This is a genomic window from Sphingomonas sp. TDK1 (genome assembly GCF_001650735.1).
Lineage (GTDB): Bacteria > Pseudomonadota > Alphaproteobacteria > Sphingomonadales > Sphingomonadaceae > Sphingomonas.
This window is the reverse complement of record NZ_LXVY01000034.1, coordinates 315,764-341,104: the sequence shown is the minus strand read 5'-3', so window position 1 is coordinate 341,104 and position 25,341 is coordinate 315,764. Positions and strand designations below refer to the sequence as shown.

Below are 25,341 nucleotides of genomic sequence, written 5' to 3'. Positions count from 1 at the left end.
GGGTAGGTCGGCGTGCGAAGCGCGGTCTCGTGCCGTGCGGCAAACGAGGGGGAGCCGCCACAGGCAGAAACTTCGAGCCGTGGCGGACTCTTAAATGCGAAAGATGACCGGTATTTTTTCGAAAGCCCTTGGCGTCGCGGCAAACACGTTGCCGATACCCCTGCTGTACCGCGCGCCGCCGGTTACCACAATTTCGTTGTCGGCACTGGTGGTGTTCCATGCCGTCTATGGCGAAGCGTACAAGCTGTCGAAAGGGTGACTTCAATAATAGTGCGCATCAATTTCTCCCCGGGGTCTATTCCTTGCACCGGGGAGATTTGGTTAAAGTGCGACGCGAGCATGTCTCGAACCGATCACCGCGCGCCTATGGACGCGGACCGGCGAACGTCCTAGATTGGATCCCGGCGCCGGGGTGGCGCCGACCCTGACGCCGGGAACGGCGCATCGCGGGACAAATCCCGCCAAGAATAAATGGAGCCAACCATATGGCAGAGAAGCAGACCTCGCTTCAGGACCTGTTCCTCAACTCCCTGCGCCGGTCGAAGACGCCGGTGACGATGTTCCTTGTGAAGGGCGTGAAGCTCCAGGGCATCGTGACCTGGTTCGATAATTTTTCGGTGCTGCTCCGCCGCGACGGCCAGTCGCAGCTGATCTACAAGCATGCCATTTCCACCATCATGCCATCGGGCCCGATGGATCTCGCCGCGCTGCTCGATGCGGCGGGCGAATATCAGCACAAGAACCCGGTGCTGCAGGAAATCTTCCTCAATGCCGTGCGCAAGGCGCAGGAAAACGTCACGATGTTCCTGGTGAACGGCGTGATGCTGCAGGGCCAGATCGCCGCGTTCGACCTGTTCTGCATGCTGCTCCAGCGCGAGGGCATGGCACAGCTGGTGTACAAGCATGCGGTATCCACCATCCAGCCGATGCACCCGCTGAACCTCGCCGAGGAAACCAACGGCGGCGACGACGATTGACCTTCGCATGAGCACTGGTTTCGAGCGCGACCCCGACGAATTCGCGCGGGGCGCACGCGCGCTCGTCGTCTATCCCGACATGGGCGGAAGCTCGCGCGATTCCGAGGCGCGGCTGGAGGAAACCGCCGGCCTTGCGGCGGCGATCGGCGTGGACGTCGTTGAACGGGTAGCTGTTCGGCTGCGCCAGCCCAAGCCGGGCACGCTGATCGGCTCAGGCCAGGTGGAAGCCCTGGCCGAGACGGTCCGCGACGGCGAGCTTCAGCTTGCCGTATTCGACGCGGCACTCACACCGGTGCAACAGCGCAACCTCGAGACCGCGCTCGGCTGCAAGGTGATCGACCGTACCGGCCTGATCCTGGAGATCTTCGGGGAGCGGGCGCGCACCGCCGAAGGTCGGCTGCAGGTCGAGCTGGCACACTTGGATTATCAGGCGGGCCGGCTGGTGCGCAGCTGGACCCACCTTGAGCGCCAGCGTGGCGGCTTCGGCTTCCTCGGCGGTCCGGGCGAGACCCAGATCGAGGCGGACCGCCGGCTGATCCGCGACCGCATGGCGCGGCTGCGGCGCGAGTTGGATCAGGTCAGTCGCACCCGCACGCTCCACCGCGACCGGCGCCAGCGGGCGCCCTGGCCGGTGGTGGCGCTGGTCGGCTATACCAATGCGGGCAAATCCACACTGTTCAACCGGCTGACCGGTGCCGAAGTGATGGCGGAGAACCTGCTGTTCGCGACCCTTGATCCTACGCTTCGGCAGATTTCGCTGCCGGGTATCGACAAGGCGATCCTGTCGGACACCGTGGGCTTCGTGTCGGAATTGCCGACGCAGCTGGTCGCCGCGTTCAAGGCGACGCTGGAGGAAGTGGTTTCGGCCGATCTACTGATCCATGTCCGCGACATTGCGCATCCCGATACCGAGGCGCAGCGGGCGGATGTCGAGAAGGTGCTTCAGGAAATCGGCGTGTCCGAGCATACGCCGCGCTTCGAGGCGTGGAACAAGCTGGATCTGCTTGACGAGGAACAGCGTGACGAGGCCTTGGCGATGGCCGCGCGGCGCACCGATGATGTCCGGGTGATCTCCGCGTTAACCGGCGAGGGCGTCGACTCGCTGGTCGACGCCGTGGCGGCACGATTGACCGAGGGGCATCGTCGCTACACGCTGCGGCTGGATCCTGCCGATGGTGCGGCGGCGGCATGGCTGCATCAGCATGGCGACGTGATCGAGCAACATATCCAGGACGAGCAGGCGGTCTACGAAGTCCGGATGGCGCCGCGCGATTACGAGCGGTTCATGACGCGGGGGTAGGGGGTAGGCAGCGCCTGTCCCGCCGCCGGCCTCGCATCGAGCTTGAGTCGTGTCATCTGGACGAACGCGCGGGTGACGGCTGAGAAACGCTGGGTGCTCAACCGCGCTTCACCGCCTGCCACAGCGCTTCCTTGCCGTCGAGGTCGAGCCCCACGAACGCCTCGCCGGCCCGTTGCTCCATCGCCTTGAAGCGCCGTTCGAACTTGCCGTTTGCCGCCCGTAGTGCGGCTTCCGGCTCGATGCCCAGCTTGCGGGCATAGTTTACGACTGCGAACAGCAGGTCGCCGACTTCCTCGGTGCGATGCGCATCATTCTCGGCCTCATCGACTTCGACCAGCTCTTCCAGGATCTTCTCCCGCGCGCCGGACGGATCCGGCCAGTCGAAACCGGTACGCGCTGCGCGCTTCTGGAGCTTTTCGGCGCGCAGCAGGGCGGGCAGTCCGATGGCGACACCGTCGAGCGCGCTGGATGCGCCCTTGGCGCCGCGCTCTTCCGCCTTGATGGTTTCCCACAGGTGATGGCCGCCTTCCGCCACATCACCGAAGATATGCGGGTGGCGGCGCTCCATCTTGTCGCTGATCGACGTCACGACGTCCGCCAGCGCGAACTGACCCGCTTCCTCTGCGATGCGGCTGTGGAACACGACCTGGAGGAGCAGGTCTCCCAACTCGTCCTTGAGGTCGGATACGTCGCCGCGTTCGATCGCGTCCGCCACTTCATAGGCTTCCTCGATCGTGTACGGCGCGATCGTCGCGAAGGTCTGGGCAACGTCCCATTCGCAGCCGCGCTCGGGATCGCGCAGGCGCGCCATGATGGCCACGAGGCGATCGATTCCGGTGGGAGATGTCATGAAAAGGCCTCCTGGACGCGGGTGCGTGCAGGAGGCCATGGAGATACGCGGCGGCTTAGGCAAGCCGCGCGGTCGTCAATCGAGGCGTCGACCGAGTTCCTTGTTGTAGTAGAGCGCGATCAGCGTGCCCGCCGCACCGGAGAGCAAGTACAGCCCCGAGGCGATCACCCCCCAGTTCGCGGCCAGCAGCAGGGCAGCCAGCGGGGCGAAGCCTGCTCCGAACAGCCAGGCCAGGTCCGAGGTCAGCGCGGCCCCGGTATAGCGTGCGCGCTTCGGGAAGTTGCTGGCGACCGCACCCGAGGACTGGCCGAAGGCGAGGCCGAGCAGGATGAAGCCCAGGATCATGAACACGGCCTCGCCCGTGTTGCCCTGCTCCAGCAGCTGCGGCGCGAAGCCCGAATAGGCGGCGATCGCAGCGGCGGTATAGCCGAGCAGCGAGCGGCGCCCGATACGATCGGCCAGAATGCCGGAGATCACGATGGCGACAACGCCGCACGCCGCACCGCCCACCTCGATCCACAGGAAGCGGGTGAGGTCTTCCGTGGTGAACAGCGCTACCCACGAGAGCGGGAACACGGTGACCATGTGGAAGAGTGCGAAGCTTGCCAGCGGCGCGAAGGCACCGATGATGATGTTCCGCCACTGCGCTTTCACCGTAGCGGTGACGCGCGAAGGGGTGAGTTCGCGACTTTCGAACAGCTTCACATATTCGGGCGCGACCACCATGCGAAGCCGGGCGAACAGTGCGACCACATTGAGCGCGAACGCGACGAAGAACGGATAGCGCCAGCCCCAGCTCATGAAATCGGCAGAGTCGAGCGCGCCCAGGAAGTAGGCGAACAGGCCGCTCGCCACGATGAGGCCGAGCGGGGCGCCCAGCTGCGGCACCATCGCATACCAGCCACGACGATCCGCCGGCGCATTGAGCGCAAGCAGCGAGGCCAGACCGTCCCAGGCGCCGCCGAGCGCAATCCCTTGAAGAATGCGAAGCATTGCCAGCAGGATCGCCGACCACGTGCCGATCTGCGCGTAGCCGGGCAGGAACGCCATGGTCACGGTTGCGGTGCCGAGCAGGAACAGAGCCATCGCAAGCTTCGCGCCGCGGCCATGCCGACGGTCGACGCGCATGAAGATTTGGGTACCGATCGGACGGGCGATGAAGGCGAGGGGGAAGAGTGCGAACGACCAGAGCGTGCCAGTGACGCGATCCATGTACGGGAAGACCAGCGCCGGGAAGACCAGCACCGACGCTATCGCGTACACGAAGAAGTCGAAAAACTCGGATGTTCGGCCGATGATCACGCCGATGGCGATATCGCCGGGGCGGAGGTGATCTTCACCGTGCGAGGTGTTGATCAGGCGGGCGTCATGTTCGATCTGTGTCGAACCAAGCTGAGCATTGGCCATAGGATATGTCTACCGCAAAGCTTTGGGGAAAGCACCTAGAGAAAACCACGGGTTGTGACCATGGGACAAATTGTCCTATTTCGCACCCGCACAACCCCTCCTAACTCGCGGCCGCTATGTTTCGATCCATGCCCATGCTGCGTCGTGCCCTTAGGCCGACGGCCCTGATCGCATCTCTTGCCGCCCCGCTGATCCTCGGCGGGTGCGACCTTGTCGTGATGAATCCATCCGGCGATGTTGCACGGCAGCAGGCCGACCTGATCCTCTGGTCGGTCTTTTTGATGCTCCTCATCATCGTCCCGGTGATGGTCCTGATCGTGGTTTTCGCGATCAAGTACCGCGCCAGCAACACCGAGTCGGAGTACAAGCCGGACTGGGATCACTCGACGCGAATCGAGCTGGTGATCTGGTCGGCTCCGCTGCTGATCATCATCGCGCTGGGCGCGATGACTTGGTTGGCGACGCACCAGTTGGATCCCTATCGCCCGCTCGATCGCATCGCTCCGGGCAAGCCGATTCCTGCCGGCCAAAAGCCGCTCGAGATCCAGGTCGTGTCGCTCGACTGGAAGTGGCTGTTCATCTATCCGGAGCAGGGCATCGCGACGGTCAACGAGCTGGTGCTGCCGGCCGACCGCCAGGTGCGCTTCCGCATGACCTCGTCCAGCGTGATGAACACCTTCTATGTCCCGGCAATGGCGGGCATGGTCTACACCATGCCGGGCATGGAAACGAAACTCCATGCGGTGATGAACAAGGTTGGCACGTTCGAGGGCGTGAGCGCCAACTATAGCGGCGCGGGCTTCTCGGACATGCGTTTCCCGACCCTGTCGGTCGACTCGAACGGCTTCGACCAGTGGGTCGCCAAGACCAAGGCCGGCGGCGGTTCGCTGGATGCGACCCAGTATCTCACGCTGGAAAAGCCCAGCGAGAAGGTGCCGGCGATGCACTTCGGCGCGATCGAGAGCGGCCTGTTCGATCGCATCGTCCAGATGTGTGTGAAGCCTGGCACGCCATGCGGCGACCAGATGATGCACCATGGTGCGGGTGCCCAGGAAGTCGCGCCTGCGGTAAACAATCGTCCGGGCGAGGGCGCTGATGGCGCGCTGATGAAGTCGCCGGACGAAATGAAGACCAGTCCGCACCTGACCCATCCGCACGGCGCTCCCGCCGGCCACAGCGAACCCGGCGCGGATTCGAACCGTAACATGACCCGCTTGCATGCGCCGGCCTATCCCGGTCGCGCGGCGGCGGGCGAGGCTTGAGCACTGCCATGTCTGACACTTTGAAGATGATATTCGGTCGGCTCTCCATCGAGAGCCTGCCGATCCACGAGCCGATCGTCGTGGCGACCTTTGCGGGCGTCGCACTCGGCGGCATCGCGCTTCTCGGCGCGCTGACCTATTTCCGCCTGTGGGGCTATCTCTGGAAGGAGTGGTTCACCACCGTAGACCACAAGCGCATCGGCATCATGTACATGGTGCTGGGCCTGGTAATGCTGCTGCGCGGCTTCGCCGACGCGATCATGATGCGGCTCCAGCAGTCGATGGCGTTCGGCGCCAACGAAGGCTATCTCAACGCGCACCATTACGACCAGATCTTCACCGCGCACGGCGTGATCATGATCTTCTTCGTGGCGATGCCGTTCGTCACCGGCCTCATGAACTTCGTGGTGCCGCTGCAGATCGGCGCGCGCGACGTCAGCTTCCCGTTCCTGAACAATTTCAGCTTCTGGATGACGGCGGCGGGTGCAGCGCTGGTGATGGCCAGCCTGTTCATCGGCGAGTTCGCGCGGACCGGCTGGCTGGCGATGGCGCCGCTGTCGGGCCTCGACTATTCGCCGGATGTCGGCGTCGACTATTATATCTGGGCCCTGCAGATCGCGGGTGTGGGTACCTTGTTGTCGGGCGTCAACCTCGTCGCCACCATCGTCAAGATGCGCGCGCCGGGCATGGGCCTCATGAAGATGCCGGTCTTCACCTGGACCGCGCTTGCTACCAACATCCTGATCGTCGCCGCCTTCCCGGTGCTGACCGCGGTGCTCGCGCTGCTCAGCCTGGATCGTTATGTCGGCACGCACTTCTTCACGAACACCGCGGGCGGCAACCCGATGATGTACGTGAACATGATCTGGATCTGGGGTCACCCGGAGGTGTACATCCTGATCCTGCCGGCCTTCGGCGTCTTTTCTGAAGTCACCTCGACCTTCTCCGGCAAGCGCCTGTTCGGCTACACCTCGATGGTCTACGCCGTGCTGGTCATCACCATCCTGTCGTACCTCGTCTGGCTCCATCACTTCTTCACGATGGGCTCGGGCGCGAGCGTGAACAGCTTCTTCGGTATCACCACGATGATCATCTCGATCCCGACGGGTGCGAAGATTTTCAACTGGCTGTTCACCATGTACAAGGGCCGCATCCGCTACGAACTGCCGATGATGTGGACCATCGCGTTCATGCTCACCTTCGTCATCGGCGGCATGACCGGCGTGATGCTTGCAGTGCCGCCGGCCGACTTCGTGCTGCACAACTCGCTGTTCCTGGTCGCGCACTTCCACAACGTGATCATCGGCGGCGTGCTGTTCGGGATGTTCGCGGGCATCAACTACTGGTGGCCCAAGGCGTTCGGCTTCAAGCTCGACAAGAAGTGGGGCCTGGTTTCCTTCTGGTGCTGGGTCGTGGGCTTCTGGGTGGCGTTCATGCCGCTCTACGTGCTCGGCCTGATGGGTGTGACCCGCCGTCTGCGCCATTTCGAGGATCCCAGCCTGCAGATCTGGTTCGTCGTCGCCGCGATCGGCGCTGCGATCATCGCGGTCGGCATCGCCGCCTTCCTGCTCCAGATCTTCGTCAGCATCCGCAACCGCGAGGCGCTGAAGGACGATAGCGGCGATCCGTGGAACGCGCGTACGCTGGAATGGGCGACCTCGTCGCCGCCGCCGGCCTACAACTTCGCGTTCACGCCGATCGTCCACGATCTGGATGCCTGGTACGACATGAAGTCGCGCGGCGCGCAGCGTCCGGTCACCGGCTATCTGCCGATCCACATGCCGAAGAACACCGGCGCCGGCATCATCCTGGCGGGCCTCTCGCTGGTCGTCGGTTTCGCGATGATCTGGTACATCTGGTGGCTCGCGGCAGCGGCCTTCCTGGGCCTGATCGTCACCGCGATCGCCCATACCTTCAACTATGATCGCGACTTCTACATTCCTGCGGAAGAAGTGACCGAAACCGAGAATGCGCGCACCCAGGTGCTGGCGCGGCTGGGAGCTTGAGGCGATGAGCGCCACTACCGTACGCAAGGGTAAGACGCCCGTCTTCTACCAGCTCGAGGAGGAGCATCACGAACCCGGCGGCAGCACGCTGCTCGGCTTCTGGATGTACCTGATGAGCGACTGCCTCATCTTCGCGATGCTGTTCGCGGCCTGGGGCGTCTATGGAACCAGTTTCGCGGGAGGCCCGACCTCCCACGAACTGTTCGAGCTGCCTCTGGTGGCGGTGAACACGGCCATGCTGCTGTTCTCGTCGATCACCTACGGCTTCGCGATGATTGCAGTGCAGGAGCAGCGCAAGGGCGCGGTGCAGGTCTGGCTGCTTCTCACGGCGCTGTTCGGCGCCGCGTTCCTCGGCATCGAGCTCTACGAGTTCTCGAACCTCATCCATGAAGGTGCGGGTCCGTGGCGTTCGGCGTTCCTCTCCTCGTTCTTCACCCTGGTGGGCACGCACGGCCTGCACGTCACCTTTGGTCTGATCTGGCTGTTCACGCTGATGGTGCAGATCGGCCGCAAGGGCCTGATCCCGGCCAATGTCCGTCGCCTGCAATGCCTGTCGCTGTTCTGGCACTTCCTCGACGTGATCTGGATCGGCGTGTTCACCTTCGTCTATCTGTTTGGAGCCATGCGATGAGCGCGGACACCCACACCCACGCCCACGGGCATGATCATGGCCATGACGCGCCGCACTCGACCCGCGGCGGCTACATCACCGGCTTTCTGCTTTCGGTCGTTCTCACCGCGATCCCGTTCGGGATCGTGATGGGCGGATGGATCGCCGACACCACGCTGGCGGTCGGCATCTGTGCAGCACTGGCGATGGTGCAGATTGTCGTGCACATGATCTACTTCCTCCACATGAACAGCAAGTCGGAGCAGGGCTGGACCCTGATGGCGCTGGTGTTCACGATCATCATCATCGTCATCGCGCTGGCGGGGTCGTTGTGGGTGATGTTCAACATGAACCTCAACATGATGCCCGGGATGGCTTCCGGCGCCGGCATGTGAGCCGGCCGGCTTCCCGCTCGTGGATGGCGATCGCGCTGTTGCCGCTGATCGCCATCCTCCTCGGCCTCGGCATCTGGCAGGTCGAGCGGCGCGCCTGGAAGCTGGCATTGATCGACCGGGTAGAGAGGGGGCTGGCCGCAGCGCCGGTTCCCGCCCCCGGGCCCGCCGAATGGTCGGGTGTAACTGCCGAAGCGACCTATCGCCGCGTCCGCGTGACCGGTTATTTCCTGCCCTGCCGCACGAAACTCGCCCAGGCCGTCACCGAGATCGGTCCCGGCAAATGGGTGATGACGCCCCTCGTCACCTCGCGCGGCTTCAGCGTGTTCATCAATCGCGGCTTCTTGCCGGAGGGTCAGTCCCTGCCGGACTGCAGGACCGCTCGGCCGGCCGCGACCACGGTCACCGGCCTTTTGCGGCTCAGCGAGCCCAAGGGCGGGTTCCTGCGGGCCAATGATCCCGGCGCCGACCGCTGGTACTCCCGCGACGTGGCAGCGATGGGGCAGGGGATCGCCCATCTAGCCCCCTATTTCGTCGACGCCGATCGCAGCGGCGATGGCTGGCCGCGGGGCGGCATGACGGTCATCCGCTTCCCGAACAACCACCTCGTCTACGCGCTGACCTGGTTCGGGCTCGCGATACTGACGGCGTGGTTCGCCTGGCGCGCCTGGCGAGGCCGGTTCGGCGAATGAGGGTTTCCGGGCCGGACGAAGCTGCCCGCCGCAACCTCGTACTGCTCGCCCAACTGCGCTGGCTGGCGGTGCTGGGGCAGCTCACTACCATCCTGGGCGTACACCTGCTGCTCGGTGTCCGCCTGCCGCTGGTGCCGATGCTGGCGACGGTCGGCGTGCTCATTGCCCTAAATCTCGCAATGGTCCCCGCGCGGGCACTGCGCCCGGCAAGCAATGCGCAGGTGCTGGGCGGACTTCTGGTGGACGTCGCGTGTCTGACCGTGCTGCTCTATCTGAGCGGCGGCGCGACCAATCCCTTCATATCGTTATACCTCCTGCAGGTCGTTCTCGGCGCGGTGCTGCTGGAAACGGGGTCGAGCTGGGCGCTGGTGCTGGTGACCAGCGCGGCCTTCGCGCTGCTCGCGATCGTCCACCGGCCGCTGGCCTTGCCGCCGCTGCTGCAGACGACGCTGTCCGGCCCATTCCTGTTCGCCCTCTGGTTCAACTACACGCTCACCGCGACTCTGATCGTGCAGTTCGTCACCCGCATCGCCCGCAACCTGCGGGATCGCGACGCCCGGCTCGCGGAGCTGCGCCAGCGCGCGGCCGAGGAGGAGCATATCGTGCGCATGGGGCTGCTCGCCAGCGGCGCAGCGCATGAGCTGGGCACGCCGCTCGCCTCCATCTCCGTGGCGCTCGGCGACTGGCGGGCCGACCCGAAGATCGGCGGCGATCCCCAACTGGCGGCCGAGGTCGCCGACATGCAGGCCGAGGTGGCGCGCTGCAAGGCGATCGTCGCCGGCATCCTGTTCGCTGCGGGCGAGGTGAGCGGCGAAGCGCCCGAACGCACGACGTTGCGCCGCTTCATCACCGGTTTGATCGAACAATGGCCGCGCAACGACAGCGTGCTGCTCGACTATCGATTGGCGAGCGACCTGCCGATCGTGGCCGATCGGGCGCTGGCCCAGTCGATCGTCAATCTGCTCGACAATGCGGTGGAAGCCGGAGCCGCGCGCATCCGCCTGTCGGTCAGCGCCGAAGACGACGAGCTGGAAGTGGCGGTGCGGGACGACGGCCGCGGGTTCCCCGACGATATCCTCCCGCGCATCGGCAATCCGTACAACAGCAGCAAGGGCCGCCAGGGGGCGGGACTGGGCCTGTTCCTCGCGCACAACGTGCTGCGGACGCTGGGCGGCACGCTGGCGGCGACCAATTTCGAAAGCGGTGGCGCGGAGGTTCGGCTGCGCGTACCGGTGGCGGCGCTGGCACTGCAGGACGAGGCGGAATGACCGAGCACCGGTTGCTGATCATTGAGGACGACGTGGTGTTCGCGCGCACGCTTGCGCGTTCCTTCGAACGGCGCGGCTATACGGTGGAGGTGCTGAACGGCCCGGAGGAGGTGGAGACCCGCGCCAGAGCCTTTGTTCCGACCCGCGCCGTCGTGGATCTGCGGCTTGGCGGCAGTTCCGGGCTGGTCTGCGTGAAGCAGCTGCACGACATCGACCCGACGATCCGCATCGTGGTCCTTACCGGCTTCGCCAGTATCAGCACGGCGGTGGAAGCGGTGAAGCTTGGCGCTACCAACTATCTGATGAAGCCGGCCAATACCGACGACGTCGAAGCTGCCTTCGATCGCGTGGACGGCGATGTGGAAACGGAATTAAAGGCGCGACCGACGTCGATCAAGACGCTGGAGTGGGAGCACATCCACCAGACGCTGGCCGATACCAACTACAATCTCTCCGAAGCTGCACGGCGATTGGGTCTCCATCGTAGGACGCTGGCGCGCAAGCTCGACAAGAAACATCTTTGAGGCCGCGGGCGGCGTCGACGCCGCTCACTCGACCTCTTCCAGCGCCGCCTCCACCGATGCCGCATAACTGGCGCCGAACAGCCGGAGATGCACGAGTAGCGGCCACAGCCGGTATATAGGCTGCCGCGCCCGCCACCCCGGCGCGAGTGCGAGCGCATCGAACAGGCGGTCGGGGGGCGAATCGAAAAGGGTCAGCATCGCTGCATCCACTTCGCGGTCGCCATGATAGCAGGCCGGGTCGATCAAGGCGGTGAGGCGCCCGCCCAGCACCAAGATGTTTCCGCCCCACAGGTCGCCATGCAGCAGCGCCGGCGCAGGGTGCGCGGGCAGCAGATCGGGCAGCCTTGTGGCAAGCCGCTCCAGCCGGCGCGCAAGGGATGCGGGAATGTGCGGCATATGGCAGCACAGCCGTCGCTCAGCCCAGAAGCTTGGCCAATCCGGGAGCGCGCCATTGGGAATGGCGACCCGACCAAAGGCATAGTCGGCCTGCCAGCCATAGCCGGATCGCCGGGTGGCATGCAGCATGTTCAGCGTATCGGCGATGCTGTCCCAGCTGGCGGCAAGGCGGCCGTCATTGGGCATTTCCTCGATCAGCAGCAGGTCTTCGGTGACCGCCAGCACGGCAGGGGCCCGTGCGCCGCTTCGGGCGATGGCGGCGAGCATCTCGGCTTCCTGCGATACCAGGGGGCCCTGTTTGGCGATCGCGCTGCCGCCGTTGCCCAGGCGCAGCCGATGTACGGCCGAAAGATCACCGCCGGAAAGCGCCGCGGCGCCGACGACGGCGGTGCCGAGCAGCGCGGCGGCGCGGTCGGCGAGGCTGGTCTGCATGGGGAAACTCCGTTCAGAGGAGATAGCTGCGCAGGATGGCGACCAGTTCCTCGGCCGCCTGGACCTTGGGATCGTTCGGAGCGGCCTCCGGTTCCAACATGTGTTCGCGGATATGGTCCTCGATCACCTCGGCGATGAATCCGTCGAGCGCACCCCGGCACGCTGTCGCCTGCTGGAGCACGCGCGCGCACTCCGCATCCGCCTCCACCGCGCGTTCGATCGCCTCGACCTGTCCGCGCAATCTTTTCAGGCGGTTGAGCAGTTTCTGCTTCTCGCGGGCGACATGGCCCATTCCGGCATCTCCCAATAGGCTTGCAAGATACCCCCCTAGGGTATAGTGGCGCCGCCGTCGAGTCGGCGACCTCCGCCGCGCTTCGGGGTGACATTGCATGATCCACGCCTTCCCCAAGGCTGCCGCTGGTGCGGCGGCGCTGTTCCTGATGCTGCCGTTTGCAGCCCAGGCGCAGGACAGCGACGATCCGCAGACGCTGGCGGTACACGGGCAGGCGACGATGGTGGTGCAGGGCGTGGGCGGCTTTGCCGATCCATATCGCGGCACCAACAGCCTGGCGCCGCACCAGGTGCGTGAGACGATCGACGTTACCCTCTATGCCGGCGTGCGCCCATGGGACAGCGGCGAGCTCTGGGTGAATCCGGAGATCGACCAGGGCTTCGGCCTGTCGAACACGCTGGGCGTCGCGGGTTTTCCCAGCGCCGAGGCCTATAAGGTCGGCAGGGACGAGCCTTATCTGCGGCTCCAGCGGCTGTTCTTCCGCCAGACCATCGCGCTAGGCGGGGAAAGTGCAGTGGTCACGCCAGCGGCCAACCAGCTTGGCGCCCGCCAGACGGCAAATCGAGTGGTGCTGACGCTCGGCAAGTTCGGCGTCGGCGACGTGTTCGACACCAATCGCTATGCGCATGATCCGCGCGGCGATTTCCTGAACTGGTCGGCGGTGGATACCGGCAGCTTCGACTATGCCGCCGATGCGTGGGGCTATTCGACCGGCATCGCGGCCGAATGGTATCAGCGTAGCTGGACGCTTCGCGCAGGCCTGTTCAATCTCTCCAAGATACCCAATGGTGAGACCCTGGAGCGGGGTTTCCAGCAATATCAGATCGACGTCGAGGTCGAGCATCGCCACAGGATCGGCGGCCAGCCCGGGGCGATCCGCGTCACGGCGTTCCGCAACCGGGGCCGCTTCGGACGGTTCGACGATGCCTTGGCATTAGGTGCGGTACAAGGGCAGCCCGCGGATACCGCGCTTGTCCGCCAGCGCACGACGCGCATGGGGGTGGGCGTGAACATGGAGCAGGCCTTGACCTCGACGCTGGGCGTCTTCGCGCGTGCCGGCATCGCTGACGGGGCGATCGAACCCTATGACTTCACTGACATCGACCGCACCGCGCAGCTAGGCGTAGCGCTGAACGGTGCGGGATGGGGGCGCGCGAACGACCGCATCGGACTGGTCGGCATCGTCAACGGGATCTCGCACGACCATCAGCGGTATCTCGACGCGGGAGGCATCGGCGTGCTTGTGGGCGACGGTCGACTGCCGCATTCGGGCAGCGAGGCTATCGCCGAGGCCTATTATGACTGGCAGCCGCGCAAGAATTTGGATGTGACGCTCGACTATCAGTTCGTCGCCAATCCGGGATACAACCGCGATCGCGGGCCGGCCAACGTGTTCGCACTGCGATTGCACGGCGGCTTCTGAAGAGGAATCAGAATACCGGTTGATTGGCGTCGTCGTCGCCGGTCGGCGTGTGGATACCGCACTCCGTCTTGTCCCAGCCCCGCCAGCGGCCGGCGCGGGGATCCTCGCCCGGCTTGACCACGCTGGTGCAGGGCGCGCAGCCGATCGAGAGATAGCCTTGCGCGACCAGGGGATGCACCGGCAGATCGTGGGCGGCGAAATAGGTGGCGAGATCGTCCTTAGTCCAATCCGCCAGAGGATTGATCTTGAGCCGGTCGCCGTCGCGCTCGAAACGCGGCAGGGCGGCGCGGGTGCTCGCCTGGAACGCCTTGCGGCCGGTGATCGTCGCGTCGAAGCCGGCCAAGCCTGCTTCGAGCGGCAACACCTTGCGAATTTCGCAGCAACCGTCGGGATCGTAGGACCAGCGCAGCTCGGTGCCGTCGCGCTTGGCCAGCAGCTGGGGATCGGGGCGGAGGTTGCGGAAGTCGCTGAGGCCCAGTCGTTCGACCAGCAGGTCGCGATAGGCGAGCGTCTCGGGGAAATGCTTGCCGGTATCGAGGAACAGCACCGGCACCGACCGATCGACGCTGGCGACAAGGTGCAGCAGCGCCGCCGACTCCGCGCCGAAGGAGGAGACGATGGCTGTTTCGCCGGCAAGCTTTTCGGCCAACACCGCGCGCAGCATCTCCAGCGTGGGCACGCCGAGGAACCGCGTGTTCAGCCGCACGACGTCCGCGTCAGCGAAGCGTGGCGTGACGTCGATCCGGTCGATCTGGCGCGCCGGCTCAGCCATGGCGGAGTTTCCACACGGGCACGATGGCGTCGGCTGCCGCCTGGTAGCGGAAGTCGTAGCGGTTGAGCGCAGCCGCGAGCGTTTCCGCGTCGATAGGGGCGTCGGGCGCGAAGCTGTCAAAGCCGCAGCGGCGCATCAGCGGGATCTGGTCGACCAACACGTCGCCCTGCGCGCGCAACTCGCCCTTGTACCCGGACTCGCGCAGGATGCGGGCGGTGGAATAGCCGCGACCGTCGCGGAAGCTGGGGAAGCTCACCTCGACCAGCGCGATGCGGTCCAGATGCGGCAGCAACGCCCGGGCATCCTCGCCGGACTCGATCCGGACCGCGGTGGCATTGGACTGGCCGAAGAAGCTGTCGAGCGTCACGGCCGGCTCGTCATGCGCCTCGTCGTCGCGGTAGCGCAGGAACTCAACCATAAATGGCCTCCTTGAACGGTGCCATGCCGATGCGGCGATAGGTATCGACGAAGCGCTCGCCGGGGGTGCGCTCGCGGACATAGACGTCCGTGGCGCGCTCGATCGCGTCGACCACGCCGTCCTCGCTGAAGCCGGGGCCGGTGATGTCGGCCAGGCTGACATCCTCCGCGCCCGAGCCGCCGAGCAGCAGCTGGTAGTTCTCAGTGCCTTTCCGGTCGACGCCGAGGATGCCGATATGGCCGGCATGATGGTGGCCGCAGGCGTTGATGCAGCCCGAGATCTTGAGCTTGAGCTCGCCGAGATCGCGCTGGCGCGCCGGATCGGCGAAGCGTGCGCTGATCTTCTGCGCGAGCGGGATCGAACGCGCATTGGCGAGGCTGCAATAGTCGAGGCCCGGGCAGGCGATGATGTCGCTGATCAGGTCGAGATTGGCCTCGGCGAGACCAGCTTCGCGGAGCGCGGTCCAGACGGCGTACAGGTCGGCCTTGCGGACGTGCGGGAGCACGATGTTCTGGGCGTGGGTCACCCGCAGCTCGTCGAAGCTGTAGCGCGCGGCGAGGTCGGCCATCACGTCGATCTGGTCGGCCGAGGCGTCTCCGGGGATGCCGCCGATCGGCTTGAGGCTGATCGTGACGACAGCGTAGCCCGGGGCGTGGTGCGCATGGACGTTCTGGTCGAGCCAGACGGCGAAATCGGGATCGCTGCGGTCGACGGTGTCGGGGGCATCAGGCTCGAACGCCGGCGGCGCGAAATAGGCGGCGATGCGGTCGAATTCGGCCTGGGGTGGATCGATGCCCAGGGCCTTCACCGCCTGAAACTCCTCTTCCACCTGGCGCGCATATTCCGCCGCACCGATCGCATGGATGAGGATCTTGATCCGCGCCTTGTAGATGTTGTCGCGGCGGCCGTGACGATTGTAGACGCGCAGGCACGCCTCCAGATAGCTCACGAAATCGGCGAAGGGCACGAACTCCTTGATCAGCGAGCCGATCATCGGGGTGCGGCCCATGCCGCCGCCGGCATAGATGCGCGCACCGAGTTCGCCCGCATCGCTGCGGACGATCTGGATGCCGATATCGTGCAGCCGCATCGCCGCGCGATCGGTGTCGCTGGCGATTACAGCGATCTTGAACTTGCGCGGCAGGTAGCTGAATTCGGGGTGGAAGCTGCTCCACTGGCGGAGCAACTCCGCCCAGGGGCGCGGATCGGTGATCTCGTCGGCCGCAGCACCGGCGAACTGGTCCGAACTGATGTTGCGGATGCAGTTCCCGCTGGTCTGGATCGCGTGCATCTCCACCGTCGCCAGCTCGGCGAGGATGTCGGGTGCGTCCTCCAGCTTGATCCAGTTGTATTGGAGGTTCTGGCGGGTGGTGAAATGGCCATAGCCCCGGTCATACTTGCGGGCGATGTGCGCCAGCATGTGCATCTGCCGGCTGTCGAGCGTCCCATAGGGCACCGCCACGCGGAGCATATAGGCGTGCAGCTGGAGATAGAGCCCGTTCATTAGCCGCAGCGGCTTGAACTGGTCCTCGGTCAGGTGGCCGGCGAGGCGACGCTGCACCTGGTCGCGGAATTCCTCGACGCGCGCGGCGACGATCGAGGCGTCATATTCGTCATACTTGTACATGGTTCAGATCACCCAGCTTCCGGCCTGCGGATCGGCGGGCTTGAGGGTCAGGTCCGCGCGGACCGTCGGGCCCAGGGCGCGGATGCGGTCCTTGATATGCGCAGGGCGGGGGCCTTCCGGGGTCGCCTCGGCGTCGATCACATAGGGTACGTTAACCCGCCGTGCGGCCACTTCGGTGGCGGCGATCAGGTCGCCCTTGTCGCCCACGTCCACCGCCTCGGCGACATGGCGCGACCAGCCTTCGCCGGTCCACCAGACAACGTCGCCAGTGGGAAGATCATTGCCGGTCAACAGCTTCATGCCTGATCCTCGCCCAAAGTCTCAGCAGCGCGCGCCCAGCGGGCGAGCTTGTCCTCGGCATCGGCCAGCAGCGTCACTTCGCCGACGACGATGATCGCAGGGCTCTGCACGTCCTCGCGCTCGACCATCGGGCCGAGATCGGCGAGCAGCGTACGGATCGCCCGGTGGCCCTCCAGCGTGGCGCGCTCCAGCACGGCAACGGGCATATCCGGCGCGACGCCGTCGGCCATCAGCTTGTCGGCGATGGCGGAGGCGGTGGCGACGCCCATATAGATCACCAGCGTGCGGCCCTTGCCGGCGAGGCCCGACCAGTCCTGGTCGGTCAGCCCCTTGCACTGGCCGGCGACGAAGCTCACCGCGCTGGACCAGTCGCGATGGGTGAGCGGCAGCATCGCCTCGGCGGCGGCGCCGAGCGCGGCGGAGACGCCGGGGATGACTTCCACCGGCAGCCCGGCTTCGCGGACCGCTTCAACTTCCTCGCCACCGCGACCGAAGATGAACGGGTCACCGCCCTTCAGGCGGACGACGACGGCGCCGGTCTTCACATGCGCGACGATCAGGGCGTTGATCGCTTCCTGCGGCAGCGTGTGCTTGGAGCGCCGCTTGGCGACCGAGATACGGTGTGCCTGGGGAGCGAGATCGAGCACGCGATCGTCGACCAGCCCGTCATGGACGAGCACGTCGCAGATCTTCAACGCCTCGACGGCGCGAACGGTAAGGAGGCCGGGGTCACCAGGACCGGCGCCGACGAGGATCACGCGGCCGCGCGAAAGAGGGTCGAGAAGCGATGCCATGATGCCGCACATGGCCCGGTGGCCGCTGCGGGGCAATGGAGGATCGGTTTGGGGCGGCTAAGGGATTCTTTGCCGCCCCGGCCTCAGCCCCGGGCGCGCCAGTCGCCGGACTTGCCGCCGGTCTTGGCGAGCAGGCGGATGTCGCCGAGCACCATGCCCTTATCGAGCGCCTTGGCCATGTCGTAGAGCGTGAGCAGCGTGACCGACACGGCGGTAAGCGCCTCCATCTCCACGCCGGTTTTGCCCTCGGTCGCGGCGGTGGCGGTGGCGGTGACGCCGGTATCGTCCAGATCGAGGTCGATCGCGACGCGGGTGAGGGGCAGGGGATGGCAGAGCGGGATCAGCTCGGCAGTCTTCTTCGCCGCCATGATGCCGGCAATGCGCGCGGTGGCGAGTACGTCGCCCTTCTTCACGCTGCCGTCGCGAATCGCCGCAGCGGCCTCGGCCGACATGGTGATGCGACCCTGCGCCACGGCCTCGCGTGCGGTGACCGACTTGCCGCCGACATCGACCATGTGTGCCGCGCCGGTTTCGTCCAGATGGGTGAGGCCGCTCATCCGACCAGCGCCCGCGTCGCCGCCTCGACATCGGCCTGGCGCATCAGCGATTCGCCGATCAGGAAGCATCGAATGTCGTGCGCGGCCATCGCGTCGAGATCGGCGCGGTTGTTGAGGCCGGACTCCGCCACGAAGGTGCAGTCCTTGGGGGCATGGCGCACGAGGTCATACGTCTTCTGCACGTCCACCTCGAAGGTCTTGAGATTGCGGTTGTTTACGCCGATCAGCCGCGATCTAAGCTTAAGCGCGCGTTCCAGCTCGTCGGCGTCGTGCACCTCGACCAGCGCGTCCATGCCATGTTCGATCGCGGCAGCTTCGATCTCGCCCATCTGGCCGTCGTCGAGCGCCGAGACGATGATCAGGATCGCATCCGCCCCCATCGCCCGCGATTCCGCCACCTGCCACGGGTCGATCAGGAAGTCCTTGCGGATCACCGGCAGATCGCAGGCAGCGCGGGCGGCGACCAGATAGTCCTCGTGCCCCTGAAAATACTCATGGTCGGTCAGTACCGATAGGCAGGCCGCCCCACCGGCGGCATAGGCGCGGGCATGGGCGGGCGGGTCGAAGTCCGCGCGGATCAGGCCCTTGGACGGGCTCGCCTTCTTGATCTCGGCAATCAGGCCGTAGCCACCCGCCGAAGCACGCGCATCGAGTGCCGCCTTGAAACCGCGAGGGGCAGATGGTGTCGGCCAGGCGTGCGGGCTCGCCTTGCGGGCGGTGACCTCGCTGCGCTTGGTTTCGATAATCGTGTCGAGAATGGTGCTCATGCGAAGGCGATCCAGCAGTCGAGAAGGGCATTGGCAAGCCCGTTGTCGAGCATCTCGGCCGCTTCCTCCACCCCGTCCCGTAGGTCATCGGCGCGACCCGCGACCATCAGTGCGGCTGCCGCGTTGAGCAGCACCGCATCGCGATAGGCGCCGTGCTCGCCCTGGAGCAGGCGGCGCAGGGCAAGGGCGTTGTATTCGGGATCGCCACCGCGAATCGCCGCCAGCGGATGGCGCGGCAGTCCGGCGTCCTCGGGAGTGATGCGGGTGGGCAGCTTGGCGCGGCCGACATTGATGACGACGCTCGCCGCTTCGGTAGAAAGCTCGTCGAGCGAATCCTCGCCCGAGACGATCGCCGCCGCCTCGACGCCGAGCTGCTCCAGCGCCTCTGCATAGACGGGCGCGTAATCGGGCCGCGCGATGCCGATCAGCTGATAGCGGACATGCGCCGGGTTGGCGAGCGGCCCCATCAGGTTGAAGATCGTCCGCCGCGCAATCCGCCGCCGGATCGGCGCGATCCGGGCGAGCGAGGGATGATGGTGCTGGGCGAACAGAAAGGCGATGCCGATTTCGTGCAGGCTCTCCTCGGCCCGCGCCGCCGCCCGATCGAGGTCGAGGCCCAGTGCCTCCAGCGTATCCGCAGCGCCGGCCTTGGAGGAGGCGGCGCGGTTGCCGTGCTTGGCTACTGGAACGCCGGCGGCGGCCACCACCAGGCTGACCGCGGTCGAGACATTGAGCGTGTGGTGCCCGTCGCCACCGGTGCCGCACACATCGATCGCACCTTCGGGCGCCGTCACGGGGATCAGCCGATTGCGCAGCGCGCGGGCGGCCTCGGCGATTTCGATGCTGGTCTCGCCGCGCACCGAGAGCGCGATGAGGAACGCCTCGATCTCCGCCTCCGGCGCAGTGCCGTCGAGAATGTCGACGAACGCCTGCGCGGCGGTTTCGCGGGCAAGCGGGGAGGACGGATCGGGAAGCAGGCTGAGGCTGGTCACGCCGCCTCTATTCCGGGACGCGGCCAGACTGTCGAGCAAATCCTGCTTGCGCGGCTTAGTTGCTCTTCTTCGGCTTGGTATAGGGCACGAATTCGCCCAGCGAGACGAAGCCGCGCGGGAAATAGGAATTGCGGTCGATCAGCCGCACCGTATCGATGCTGCACAGCTGGGACCCGAAGGTGTTGGTCACCAGGATCGAATTGTCGTCCAGCTGATCGGCACCGCCACGCGGCTGGTTGACGTACAGCGTGTTGCCGACGGTGTAGACGATCGCCTTGCCGTCGATGATCTGGCTGGAACCGGTGCGGACCAGGCTGATGCAATCGACCGGCTTGCCGGCGACTCGGCCGTCGAGCAGCTTGGCGAGCTGCTGGTCCGGCGTATCGCGGTGACGAGCGTTGGCGACAGGTGCCGCAAGCAGCGCGGCACCGGCGAGCAGGGAGGCGAGGATCGGTTTCATGGTGTGGCTCCTGGCACGACTGCGATGAACCGAGGCTGAAGCAGGTCAGGCGGTGGCCGTCGCCTCGATACCGGCCAGGCGCAGGAAGTTGGCGAGCATGGCATGGCCGTGCTCGGTGGCAATGCTCTCCGGGTGAAACTGCACGCTGTGGATCGGCAGCGATGCGTGCCGGAAGCCCATCACCGATCCGTCCTCGGCGGTGGCATTCACCACCAGGCTGTCGGGGATGTCGGTGACGATCAGCGAGTGGTAGCGCGTCGCTGTGAAGGGTGAGGGGAGATCGGCGAATAATCCGGTGCCGTCGTGCGAAACCGGCGAGGTCTTGCCGTGCATCAGCCCACCGCGCACCACGCTGCCTCCGAAATGCTGGCCGATCGACTGATGGCCCAGACACACGCCGAGCAGCGGCTTGCCCAGATCGGCGCAGGCTGCCACCAGATCCAGGCTGATCCCGGCTTCGTTCGGCGTGCACGGGCCTGGCGAGATGAGAAAACCCTGTGCGTTCGTGGCGATCGCTTCGTTTGCGGTGAGGGCATCGTTGCGTACCACCTGCACCTCCACCCCTAATTCCATCAGATAATGGACGAGGTTCCAGGTGAAGCTATCGTAATTGTCGAGAACGAGGATCATGGGCGCAGACCTAGGCGCTCAGGCGCCGATGCACAATCCGGCCTTGCGCGCGCCACAGTGCGGCGGCACCGCGGCGGGGCAGGGACGTTGTGTCACCTCCAGGAGTATCCCCGATGCTTGCCCGTTTGATGATTGCCACCGCCCTGCTTGCCGCACCGGCGCTCGCCCAGCCCCAGGATCAGACCGCGCCGGACGGGCCGCCCAAGCGGGTGCGCAGCATCCTGCTCTATGGCGATCAGAGCTGTCCCAAGCCGGCGAATCCGGACGAGATCGTCGTCTGCTCGAACGCGGGCGAGTCACCGTATCGCATTCCGAAGCGCTTCCGCGATCAGCCGAAAGAGGACGCACCCTCGACCAGCTGGTCGCGCCGGATGGAAGTGGTGGAAGATTTCAACAGCGCTGGCCTGCCGAACAGCTGCTCGCCGGTTGGCTCCGGTGGCCAGACCGGATGCACGCGGCAGATGCTGCAGCAATGGTATCAGGACAAGCTGGACAAGGAAGCGAAGGCCTCGCGCGTGCCCTGATCGCGCCGCGCGCGCCGCAGTACGCAGCCGTCATCCCGGCGAAAGCCGGGACCCATTGGCACTTCCGCTCCGATTCTTGCCGAAGCCAAGCGGCCACCCGGTTTCGGCTTCGCCGGGATGACGATCAGGATCGAGGGTCGGCTTCGCAGGGGCTGGCGGACCGGCCTATTGCCCGAAGCCCGCCTCGCTGGCGCGCGCGATCGCCTCGCGCGCGGCGGCGAACAGTGCGCCCGATTTGGCTTCGCATTCGCGTTGTTCATAAACGGGATCGGAGTCGGCGACGATCCCGGCGCCGGCCTGCACGTGCATCACACCGTCCTTCACCAGGGCGGTGCGTAGCACGATGCACGAATCCATCGAACCATCCGGCGAAAAATAGCCGACGCCGCCCGCATATGGACCGCGCGTCTCCGCCTCCAGCTCGGCGATGATTTCGCAGGCGCGGACCTTCGGCGCGCCGCTCACCGTGCCTGCGGGAAAGCCCGCGAACAGCGCGTCGATCGCATCGGCATCGTCCCGCAGGCGGCCGACCACGTTCGATACGATGTGCATGACATGGCTGTAGAATTCGACCGTATAGCTGTCGGTCACCCGAACGCTGCCAGGGGCTGCGGCGCGGCCGACGTCGTTGCGGCCCAGATCGAGCAGCATCAGATGCTCGGCGCGCTCCTTGGGGTCGGCCAGCAGCGAGGCGCGGTTGGCCTCGTCCTCGGCGGCGGTGCGGCCGCGTGGACGGGTACCGGCGATCGGACGGATCGTAATCTCGCCATCGCGGGCACGGACGAGGATCTCGGGGCTCGATCCGGTGAGCGCAAAGCCCGGCAGGTCGAGATGATAGAGAAAGGGCGAGGGATTGATCCGCCGAAGGGCGCGATAGAGCTCGAACGGGGGCAGCGGAAACGGTGCGGTGAAGCGTTGGGCAAGCACCACCTGAAAGATGTCGCCAGCCGCGATATAGTCCTTCGCCGCGGCGACCATCTCGGCATAGCGCCCTTCCGCGAGCACCGGCGTCGGCTGGATGGCGCGTGGCTCCGCCCGGACCGGGGCGGGGAGGGGGGTGCTGGCGAGTTGCGCGGCGACCGCATCGATGCGCTCGGCCGCGGCTTCCGGGTCGGCGCCGGGCCAGACCGGCGCGACGAAGAACAATTTGTCCGCCAGCCGGTCGAACACGAGCAGCACCGTGGGCCGCACGAAGATCATGTCCGGCACCCCGACGGGGCTCTGCGGGGGGCGGGGCAATTTCTCGACCAGCCCGACGGTCTCGTAGCTGAAATAGCCTACCAGGCAGGCGAGCGCGCGCGGCAGCTCCGCCGGTACGTCCATACGGCAATCCGCGACCAGCGTGCGAAGCGCGGTAAGTGGATCGGCGGATAGCGGCTCGAACGCAGTGCGATCCGTCATCCAGTGGGGGTTCAGCTCCGCCTCCGTGCCGGTCGCACGGAACACGAGGTCCGGTGCCAGCCCGATCAGGCTGTGCCGCCCGCGCACCGAGCCGCCCTCGACCGACTCGAGCAGGAAGTCGCCCCGGCCCGGCTGTATCAGCTTGAGTGCGGCGGCGACCGGCGTCTCGGTATCCGCGACCTGCTGGCGCCAGACCAGCGCAGGCCGGCCAAGGGCGAGCGCTGCGCGGGCGGCGTCGAGACCCTGGATCACTGGGCGCCGTTGCGCTGCAGGTCGGCACGGAGCCGCGCGATGGCGGCTTCGTTGCGGCGGACCTTGAGCTCGCTCACCAGTGAGGCGGCGAACTGGCGCTCATATTCCTGCGCACCGACCTGTCCCAGCGCCTGGGTGATCGACTGCAGAATCTGCGGCCCCTGCGGGTCGCCCGCCACGTTGCCCGGCTGGATGGTATCGACATAGACGACATAATAGCCGGCACGGTTCGGTGCCTCGACCAGTCGCGCGGTCTTGGCGGGCATGTCGAACGCCAACTGGATGAAGTTCTCCTTGCCGCGCAGTTCGCTCCGCTTGAAGTCGAACGGCTTCGGCGGTGCGCCCTTGTTTGCGCCTACCTCCGCCAGCGCCTGCGCCATCGGCACGCCCTTCTGCAGCTTCGGGAGCATGGCGGTGGCGGCGGCACGCGCCTTGGCGAGGGCCTGATCCAGCAAATAGTCTGCCTTCACCTTTTCGGTAATCTGGGCGAGCGGACGCGGTGCGGCGGGCACGATCTTCTCGAGCGAGACGAGCGCGAAGCTGCCGTTCGCGCCGACGGGGATGACCTGGGGCTCGTCGCCCGCCTGTTCAAAGCCGAAGCCGGCCTTCATCACGGCGGTAACGGTGGCGTCGGGCTGATACGCGGCGTTGTCCGGGTCAGTGCCGTTGGCAATCAGCGCGGAGCTGCGGACGGCGGTCAGCTTGGCCTTGGCGACCGCTTCGTCAAAGGTCGCGCCGTCCCCGATCGCATCTTCGATCGCCTGGCGCGATTCGGCCAGCAGCGCGGCAAGCTTGCGCTTGCCTACTTCGTCGGTGAGTTCGGTGCGGACCTGCTCGAGCGTGCGGGCGGCGATCTTTTCGACCTTGGTCACGCGATAGACGAACCAGGCGCCGCCAAGCTGCACGGGACCCTGCAGGCCGGTGGCGGGGGCGGTGAAAGCGGCATCTGCAAAGGCAGCGGAAACCTGCTTCGCGAGCCCGGCCTTGTCGGTCGCATCGATCGTGCGGGCTTCCAGGCCGGCAGCCTTGGCGGCAGCGGCAAGGTCTCCGGCCTTGGCGGCCGTGGCAACCTTTGCGGCCACCGACTGGCTGATCGCCTGCACCAACTCTACACCGCGCTTTTCGCTTGCGGCGTACTTCGCGGCCTCTTTCTTGTAGGCGGCTGCAATCTCGGCGTCGGTCGGGGTGACCTGCGCCTTCAGCACATCGGGCTGGGCGACCGCATAGCGGACAATGCGGCGCTCGGGCACCTGATAGCGGCTGCGATTCTGGGCATAATAGCCGGCGAGGGTGTTCGCGTCCGGCGCAGGGCCCGGATCCATTGCCAGCGACTGGACGAAACCGACGATGCCGGTGCGGCGCTCCAGCAACGTCGCGACATAGGGCGTCACCACGCCGGCGGGGGCCGGTGCGCGAAGCGCGACCGGGCCGACGAGCCAGGCAGCATAGCGCTGCGTGGTCATGCCTTCGCGGAACTGCGCCGGGGTCAGGCGATTCTGCGCGAGCAACTGCTCGAACGTCTGCTGACTGAACTTGCCGTCCATGCCGGCGAACTGGGGATTATTCGCGATATCGGTGTCGATCAGCTTCTTGCCGACCGCCATGCCGTTCTTGTTGGCGAAGGCTTCGATCGCGGCGGTGTTGACGGCATCGTTCAGCGCGGCCTCGAACCCGCCCTGCGCCAGCAGCTGCGCCATGGTAATGTTCTGGCCCTGCGCCTGCGCATTGCGAACATAGCGTTCCAGCCGGTCGCGGACCTGCTGCTCGGTGACCTTCTGGCCGGCGACTGTCGCGAGCGTGCCGCTGTTCGCGCCGGTGATGCCGGCACGCATGCCGGTGACGTCACCTGCCGCAAAGGCGATCGCGAGCAGGCCCAGGAAGATAAAGACGATGATCAGGCCGTAGCGCGACTTGGTGAAGTTCCGGAAGGCGTTGAGCATGGAGAGCCGTTCGTTCGAGGAATTTGGGCCCGCTTTAGGGCCGGTGCGGCGCGCCTTCAAGCTTGTGCCGCGCGGC

General features: G+C 66.0%; 28 protein-coding genes. 12 read left to right on the top strand and 16 right to left on the bottom strand.

Annotation, left to right across the window (positions count from 1 at the left end):
- Positions 1–94 precede the first annotated feature (94 nt).
- From A7X12_RS25665 to hflX, 3 genes are all read left to right on the top strand, one after another.
- Positions 95–259, top strand: a complete 165-nt coding sequence (locus A7X12_RS25665) for a hypothetical protein (RefSeq protein WP_157105640.1) — start codon at positions 95–97, stop codon at positions 257–259.
- Between the two features lie 226 nt (positions 260–485).
- Positions 486–977 (top strand): RNA chaperone Hfq, encoded by a 492-nt coding sequence (gene hfq, locus A7X12_RS18250; RefSeq protein WP_064312863.1) that lies wholly within the window; start codon positions 486–488, stop codon positions 975–977.
- Positions 978–984: 7 nt separating this feature from the next.
- On the top strand, positions 985–2,277 hold the full coding sequence (gene hflX / locus A7X12_RS18245; RefSeq protein ID WP_064312862.1) for a GTPase HflX: 1,293 nt from the start codon (positions 985–987) through the stop codon (positions 2,275–2,277).
- A gap of 97 nt (positions 2,278–2,374) precedes the next feature.
- On the opposite strand, the gene mazG is transcribed toward hflX, so the two are convergent.
- Both mazG and A7X12_RS18235 read right to left on the bottom strand, forming a co-directional pair.
- Complete coding sequence (gene mazG / locus A7X12_RS18240) at positions 2,375–3,127, bottom strand: nucleoside triphosphate pyrophosphohydrolase (RefSeq protein ID WP_064312861.1); 753 nt, start codon at positions 3,125–3,127, stop codon at positions 2,375–2,377.
- 75 nt (positions 3,128–3,202) lie between these two features.
- Complete coding sequence (locus tag A7X12_RS18235) at positions 3,203–4,534, bottom strand: MFS transporter (protein ID WP_064312860.1); 1,332 nt, start codon at positions 4,532–4,534, stop codon at positions 3,203–3,205.
- 134 nt (positions 4,535–4,668) lie between these two features.
- Between A7X12_RS18235 and cyoA the strand changes: the two genes are divergently transcribed.
- From cyoA to A7X12_RS18200, 7 genes are read left to right on the top strand one after another with little or no spacing between them, the layout of a single operon-like run.
- Positions 4,669–5,796, top strand: a complete 1,128-nt coding sequence (gene cyoA, locus A7X12_RS18230) for a ubiquinol oxidase subunit II (protein ID WP_064312859.1) — start codon at positions 4,669–4,671, stop codon at positions 5,794–5,796.
- An 8-nt stretch (positions 5,797–5,804) separates the two neighbouring features.
- A complete protein-coding gene (cyoB, locus tag A7X12_RS18225; RefSeq protein ID WP_064312858.1) occupies positions 5,805–7,802 on the top strand; it encodes a cytochrome o ubiquinol oxidase subunit I in 1,998 nt (665 codons plus the stop codon).
- A gap of 4 nt (positions 7,803–7,806) precedes the next feature.
- Complete coding sequence (cyoC, locus tag A7X12_RS18220) at positions 7,807–8,433, top strand: cytochrome o ubiquinol oxidase subunit III (protein ID WP_064313059.1); 627 nt, start codon at positions 7,807–7,809, stop codon at positions 8,431–8,433.
- On the top strand, positions 8,430–8,807 hold the full coding sequence (gene cyoD, locus A7X12_RS18215; protein ID WP_064312857.1) for a cytochrome o ubiquinol oxidase subunit IV: 378 nt from the start codon (positions 8,430–8,432) through the stop codon (positions 8,805–8,807). The genes cyoC and cyoD overlap by 4 nt, the downstream gene beginning before the upstream one ends.
- A gap of 23 nt (positions 8,808–8,830) precedes the next feature.
- The gene (locus tag A7X12_RS18210; protein ID WP_064312856.1) at positions 8,831–9,496 is read left to right on the top strand and encodes an SURF1 family protein; all 666 of its coding nucleotides are present in this window, start codon (positions 8,831–8,833) and stop codon (positions 9,494–9,496) included.
- Entirely contained in the window at positions 9,493–10,764 is a 1,272-nt protein-coding gene (locus A7X12_RS18205) for an ATP-binding protein (RefSeq protein ID WP_064312855.1), read from the top strand. The genes A7X12_RS18210 and A7X12_RS18205 overlap by 4 nt, the downstream gene beginning before the upstream one ends.
- The gene (locus A7X12_RS18200) at positions 10,761–11,288 is read left to right on the top strand and encodes a response regulator transcription factor (protein ID WP_064312854.1); all 528 of its coding nucleotides are present in this window, start codon (positions 10,761–10,763) and stop codon (positions 11,286–11,288) included. Before A7X12_RS18205 ends, A7X12_RS18200 begins: the two co-directional genes overlap by 4 nt.
- Before the next feature lie 24 nt (positions 11,289–11,312).
- On the opposite strand, the gene A7X12_RS18195 is transcribed toward A7X12_RS18200, so the two are convergent.
- Together A7X12_RS18195 and A7X12_RS18190 are read right to left on the bottom strand one after the other, a co-directional pair.
- Positions 11,313–12,116: a fructosamine kinase family protein gene (locus A7X12_RS18195; protein ID WP_064312853.1), complete on the bottom strand. Its 804-nt coding sequence runs from the start codon at positions 12,114–12,116 to the stop codon at positions 11,313–11,315.
- 13 nt (positions 12,117–12,129) lie between these two features.
- Entirely contained in the window at positions 12,130–12,408 is a 279-nt protein-coding gene (locus A7X12_RS18190) for a metal/formaldehyde-sensitive transcriptional repressor (RefSeq protein ID WP_064312852.1), read from the bottom strand.
- Between the two features lie 97 nt (positions 12,409–12,505).
- On the opposite strand from A7X12_RS18190, the gene A7X12_RS18185 reads away from it, so the two are divergent.
- Entirely contained in the window at positions 12,506–13,831 is a 1,326-nt protein-coding gene (locus A7X12_RS18185; RefSeq protein WP_064312851.1) for a carbohydrate porin, read from the top strand.
- Between the two features lie 7 nt (positions 13,832–13,838).
- On the opposite strand, the gene A7X12_RS18180 is transcribed toward A7X12_RS18185, so the two are convergent.
- The 10 genes from A7X12_RS18180 to A7X12_RS18135 all read right to left on the bottom strand — a co-directional run bounded on the left by A7X12_RS18180 (position 13,839) and on the right by A7X12_RS18135 (position 21,148).
- Positions 13,839–14,603, bottom strand: coding sequence for a phosphoadenylyl-sulfate reductase (locus A7X12_RS18180; protein ID WP_064312850.1), 765 nt, complete (start codon positions 14,601–14,603; stop codon positions 13,839–13,841).
- Positions 14,596–15,021: a DUF934 domain-containing protein gene (locus tag A7X12_RS18175; RefSeq protein ID WP_064312849.1), complete on the bottom strand. Its 426-nt coding sequence runs from the start codon at positions 15,019–15,021 to the stop codon at positions 14,596–14,598. The genes A7X12_RS18180 and A7X12_RS18175 overlap by 8 nt, the downstream gene beginning before the upstream one ends.
- The gene (locus A7X12_RS18170; RefSeq protein WP_064312848.1) at positions 15,014–16,648 is read right to left on the bottom strand and encodes a nitrite/sulfite reductase; all 1,635 of its coding nucleotides are present in this window, start codon (positions 16,646–16,648) and stop codon (positions 15,014–15,016) included. Before A7X12_RS18170 ends, A7X12_RS18175 begins: the two co-directional genes overlap by 8 nt.
- Before the next feature lie 3 nt (positions 16,649–16,651).
- On the bottom strand, positions 16,652–16,948 hold the full coding sequence (locus A7X12_RS18165; protein WP_010542971.1) for a DUF2849 domain-containing protein: 297 nt from the start codon (positions 16,946–16,948) through the stop codon (positions 16,652–16,654).
- The gene (cobA, locus tag A7X12_RS18160; protein WP_064313058.1) at positions 16,945–17,742 is read right to left on the bottom strand and encodes a uroporphyrinogen-III C-methyltransferase; all 798 of its coding nucleotides are present in this window, start codon (positions 17,740–17,742) and stop codon (positions 16,945–16,947) included. Before cobA ends, A7X12_RS18165 begins: the two co-directional genes overlap by 4 nt.
- Before the next feature lie 83 nt (positions 17,743–17,825).
- A complete protein-coding gene (gene moaC / locus A7X12_RS18155; RefSeq protein WP_064312847.1) occupies positions 17,826–18,299 on the bottom strand; it encodes a cyclic pyranopterin monophosphate synthase MoaC in 474 nt (157 codons plus the stop codon).
- A complete protein-coding gene (gene trpC, locus A7X12_RS18150; protein ID WP_064312846.1) occupies positions 18,296–19,066 on the bottom strand; it encodes an indole-3-glycerol phosphate synthase TrpC in 771 nt (256 codons plus the stop codon). Before trpC ends, moaC begins: the two co-directional genes overlap by 4 nt.
- Positions 19,063–20,058, bottom strand: coding sequence for an anthranilate phosphoribosyltransferase (gene trpD, locus A7X12_RS18145; RefSeq protein ID WP_064312845.1), 996 nt, complete (start codon positions 20,056–20,058; stop codon positions 19,063–19,065). Before trpD ends, trpC begins: the two co-directional genes overlap by 4 nt.
- A 55-nt stretch (positions 20,059–20,113) precedes the next feature.
- On the bottom strand, positions 20,114–20,518 hold the full coding sequence (locus A7X12_RS18140; RefSeq protein WP_064312844.1) for a hypothetical protein: 405 nt from the start codon (positions 20,516–20,518) through the stop codon (positions 20,114–20,116).
- Between the two features lie 45 nt (positions 20,519–20,563).
- Positions 20,564–21,148: an anthranilate synthase component II gene (locus tag A7X12_RS18135; protein ID WP_064312843.1), complete on the bottom strand. Its 585-nt coding sequence runs from the start codon at positions 21,146–21,148 to the stop codon at positions 20,564–20,566.
- 113 nt (positions 21,149–21,261) lie between these two features.
- Between A7X12_RS18135 and A7X12_RS18130 the strand changes: the two genes are divergently transcribed.
- Positions 21,262–21,672: a hypothetical protein gene (locus tag A7X12_RS18130; protein WP_064312842.1), complete on the top strand. Its 411-nt coding sequence runs from the start codon at positions 21,262–21,264 to the stop codon at positions 21,670–21,672.
- A gap of 165 nt (positions 21,673–21,837) precedes the next feature.
- On the opposite strand, the gene trpE is transcribed toward A7X12_RS18130, so the two are convergent.
- Together trpE and A7X12_RS18120 are read right to left on the bottom strand one after the other, a co-directional pair.
- Complete coding sequence (gene trpE, locus A7X12_RS18125; protein WP_064312841.1) at positions 21,838–23,325, bottom strand: anthranilate synthase component I; 1,488 nt, start codon at positions 23,323–23,325, stop codon at positions 21,838–21,840.
- Positions 23,322–25,265, bottom strand: a complete 1,944-nt coding sequence (locus A7X12_RS18120; protein WP_064312840.1) for a SurA N-terminal domain-containing protein — start codon at positions 25,263–25,265, stop codon at positions 23,322–23,324. The genes trpE and A7X12_RS18120 overlap by 4 nt, the downstream gene beginning before the upstream one ends.
- Positions 25,266–25,341: the final 76 nt, after the last annotated feature.

What these genes read in the sequence shown, in the direction of transcription:
- A7X12_RS25665 (WP_157105640.1), top strand. Translation starts at nt 95, where the DNA reads ATGCGAAAGATGACCGGTATTTTTTCGAAAGCCCTTGGCGTCGCGGCA.
- hfq (WP_064312863.1), top strand. Translation starts at nt 486, where the DNA reads ATGGCAGAGAAGCAGACCTCGCTTCAGGACCTGTTCCTCAACTCCCTG.
- hflX (WP_064312862.1), top strand. Translation starts at nt 985, where the DNA reads ATGAGCACTGGTTTCGAGCGCGACCCCGACGAATTCGCGCGGGGCGCA.
- mazG (WP_064312861.1), bottom strand. Translation starts at nt 3,127, where the DNA reads ATGACATCTCCCACCGGAATCGATCGCCTCGTGGCCATCATGGCGCGC.
- A7X12_RS18235 (WP_064312860.1), bottom strand. Translation starts at nt 4,534, where the DNA reads ATGGCCAATGCTCAGCTTGGTTCGACACAGATCGAACATGACGCCCGC.
- cyoA (WP_064312859.1), top strand. Translation starts at nt 4,669, where the DNA reads ATGCTGCGTCGTGCCCTTAGGCCGACGGCCCTGATCGCATCTCTTGCC.
- cyoB (WP_064312858.1), top strand. Translation starts at nt 5,805, where the DNA reads ATGTCTGACACTTTGAAGATGATATTCGGTCGGCTCTCCATCGAGAGC.
- cyoC (WP_064313059.1), top strand. Translation starts at nt 7,807, where the DNA reads ATGAGCGCCACTACCGTACGCAAGGGTAAGACGCCCGTCTTCTACCAG.
- cyoD (WP_064312857.1), top strand. Translation starts at nt 8,430, where the DNA reads ATGAGCGCGGACACCCACACCCACGCCCACGGGCATGATCATGGCCAT.
- A7X12_RS18210 (WP_064312856.1), top strand. Translation starts at nt 8,831, where the DNA reads ATGGCGATCGCGCTGTTGCCGCTGATCGCCATCCTCCTCGGCCTCGGC.
- A7X12_RS18205 (WP_064312855.1), top strand. Translation starts at nt 9,493, where the DNA reads ATGAGGGTTTCCGGGCCGGACGAAGCTGCCCGCCGCAACCTCGTACTG.
- A7X12_RS18200 (WP_064312854.1), top strand. Translation starts at nt 10,761, where the DNA reads ATGACCGAGCACCGGTTGCTGATCATTGAGGACGACGTGGTGTTCGCG.
- A7X12_RS18195 (WP_064312853.1), bottom strand. Translation starts at nt 12,116, where the DNA reads ATGCAGACCAGCCTCGCCGACCGCGCCGCCGCGCTGCTCGGCACCGCC.
- A7X12_RS18190 (WP_064312852.1), bottom strand. Translation starts at nt 12,408, where the DNA reads ATGGGCCATGTCGCCCGCGAGAAGCAGAAACTGCTCAACCGCCTGAAA.
- A7X12_RS18185 (WP_064312851.1), top strand. Translation starts at nt 12,506, where the DNA reads ATGATCCACGCCTTCCCCAAGGCTGCCGCTGGTGCGGCGGCGCTGTTC.
- A7X12_RS18180 (WP_064312850.1), bottom strand. Translation starts at nt 14,603, where the DNA reads ATGGCTGAGCCGGCGCGCCAGATCGACCGGATCGACGTCACGCCACGC.
- A7X12_RS18175 (WP_064312849.1), bottom strand. Translation starts at nt 15,021, where the DNA reads ATGGTTGAGTTCCTGCGCTACCGCGACGACGAGGCGCATGACGAGCCG.
- A7X12_RS18170 (WP_064312848.1), bottom strand. Translation starts at nt 16,648, where the DNA reads ATGTACAAGTATGACGAATATGACGCCTCGATCGTCGCCGCGCGCGTC.
- A7X12_RS18165 (WP_010542971.1), bottom strand. Translation starts at nt 16,948, where the DNA reads ATGAAGCTGTTGACCGGCAATGATCTTCCCACTGGCGACGTTGTCTGG.
- cobA (WP_064313058.1), bottom strand. Translation starts at nt 17,742, where the DNA reads ATGGCATCGCTTCTCGACCCTCTTTCGCGCGGCCGCGTGATCCTCGTC.
- moaC (WP_064312847.1), bottom strand. Translation starts at nt 18,299, where the DNA reads ATGAGCGGCCTCACCCATCTGGACGAAACCGGCGCGGCACACATGGTC.
- trpC (WP_064312846.1), bottom strand. Translation starts at nt 19,066, where the DNA reads ATGAGCACCATTCTCGACACGATTATCGAAACCAAGCGCAGCGAGGTC.
- A7X12_RS18140 (WP_064312844.1), bottom strand. Translation starts at nt 20,518, where the DNA reads ATGAAACCGATCCTCGCCTCCCTGCTCGCCGGTGCCGCGCTGCTTGCG.
- A7X12_RS18135 (WP_064312843.1), bottom strand. Translation starts at nt 21,148, where the DNA reads ATGATCCTCGTTCTCGACAATTACGATAGCTTCACCTGGAACCTCGTC.
- A7X12_RS18130 (WP_064312842.1), top strand. Translation starts at nt 21,262, where the DNA reads ATGCTTGCCCGTTTGATGATTGCCACCGCCCTGCTTGCCGCACCGGCG.
- A7X12_RS18120 (WP_064312840.1), bottom strand. Translation starts at nt 25,265, where the DNA reads ATGCTCAACGCCTTCCGGAACTTCACCAAGTCGCGCTACGGCCTGATC.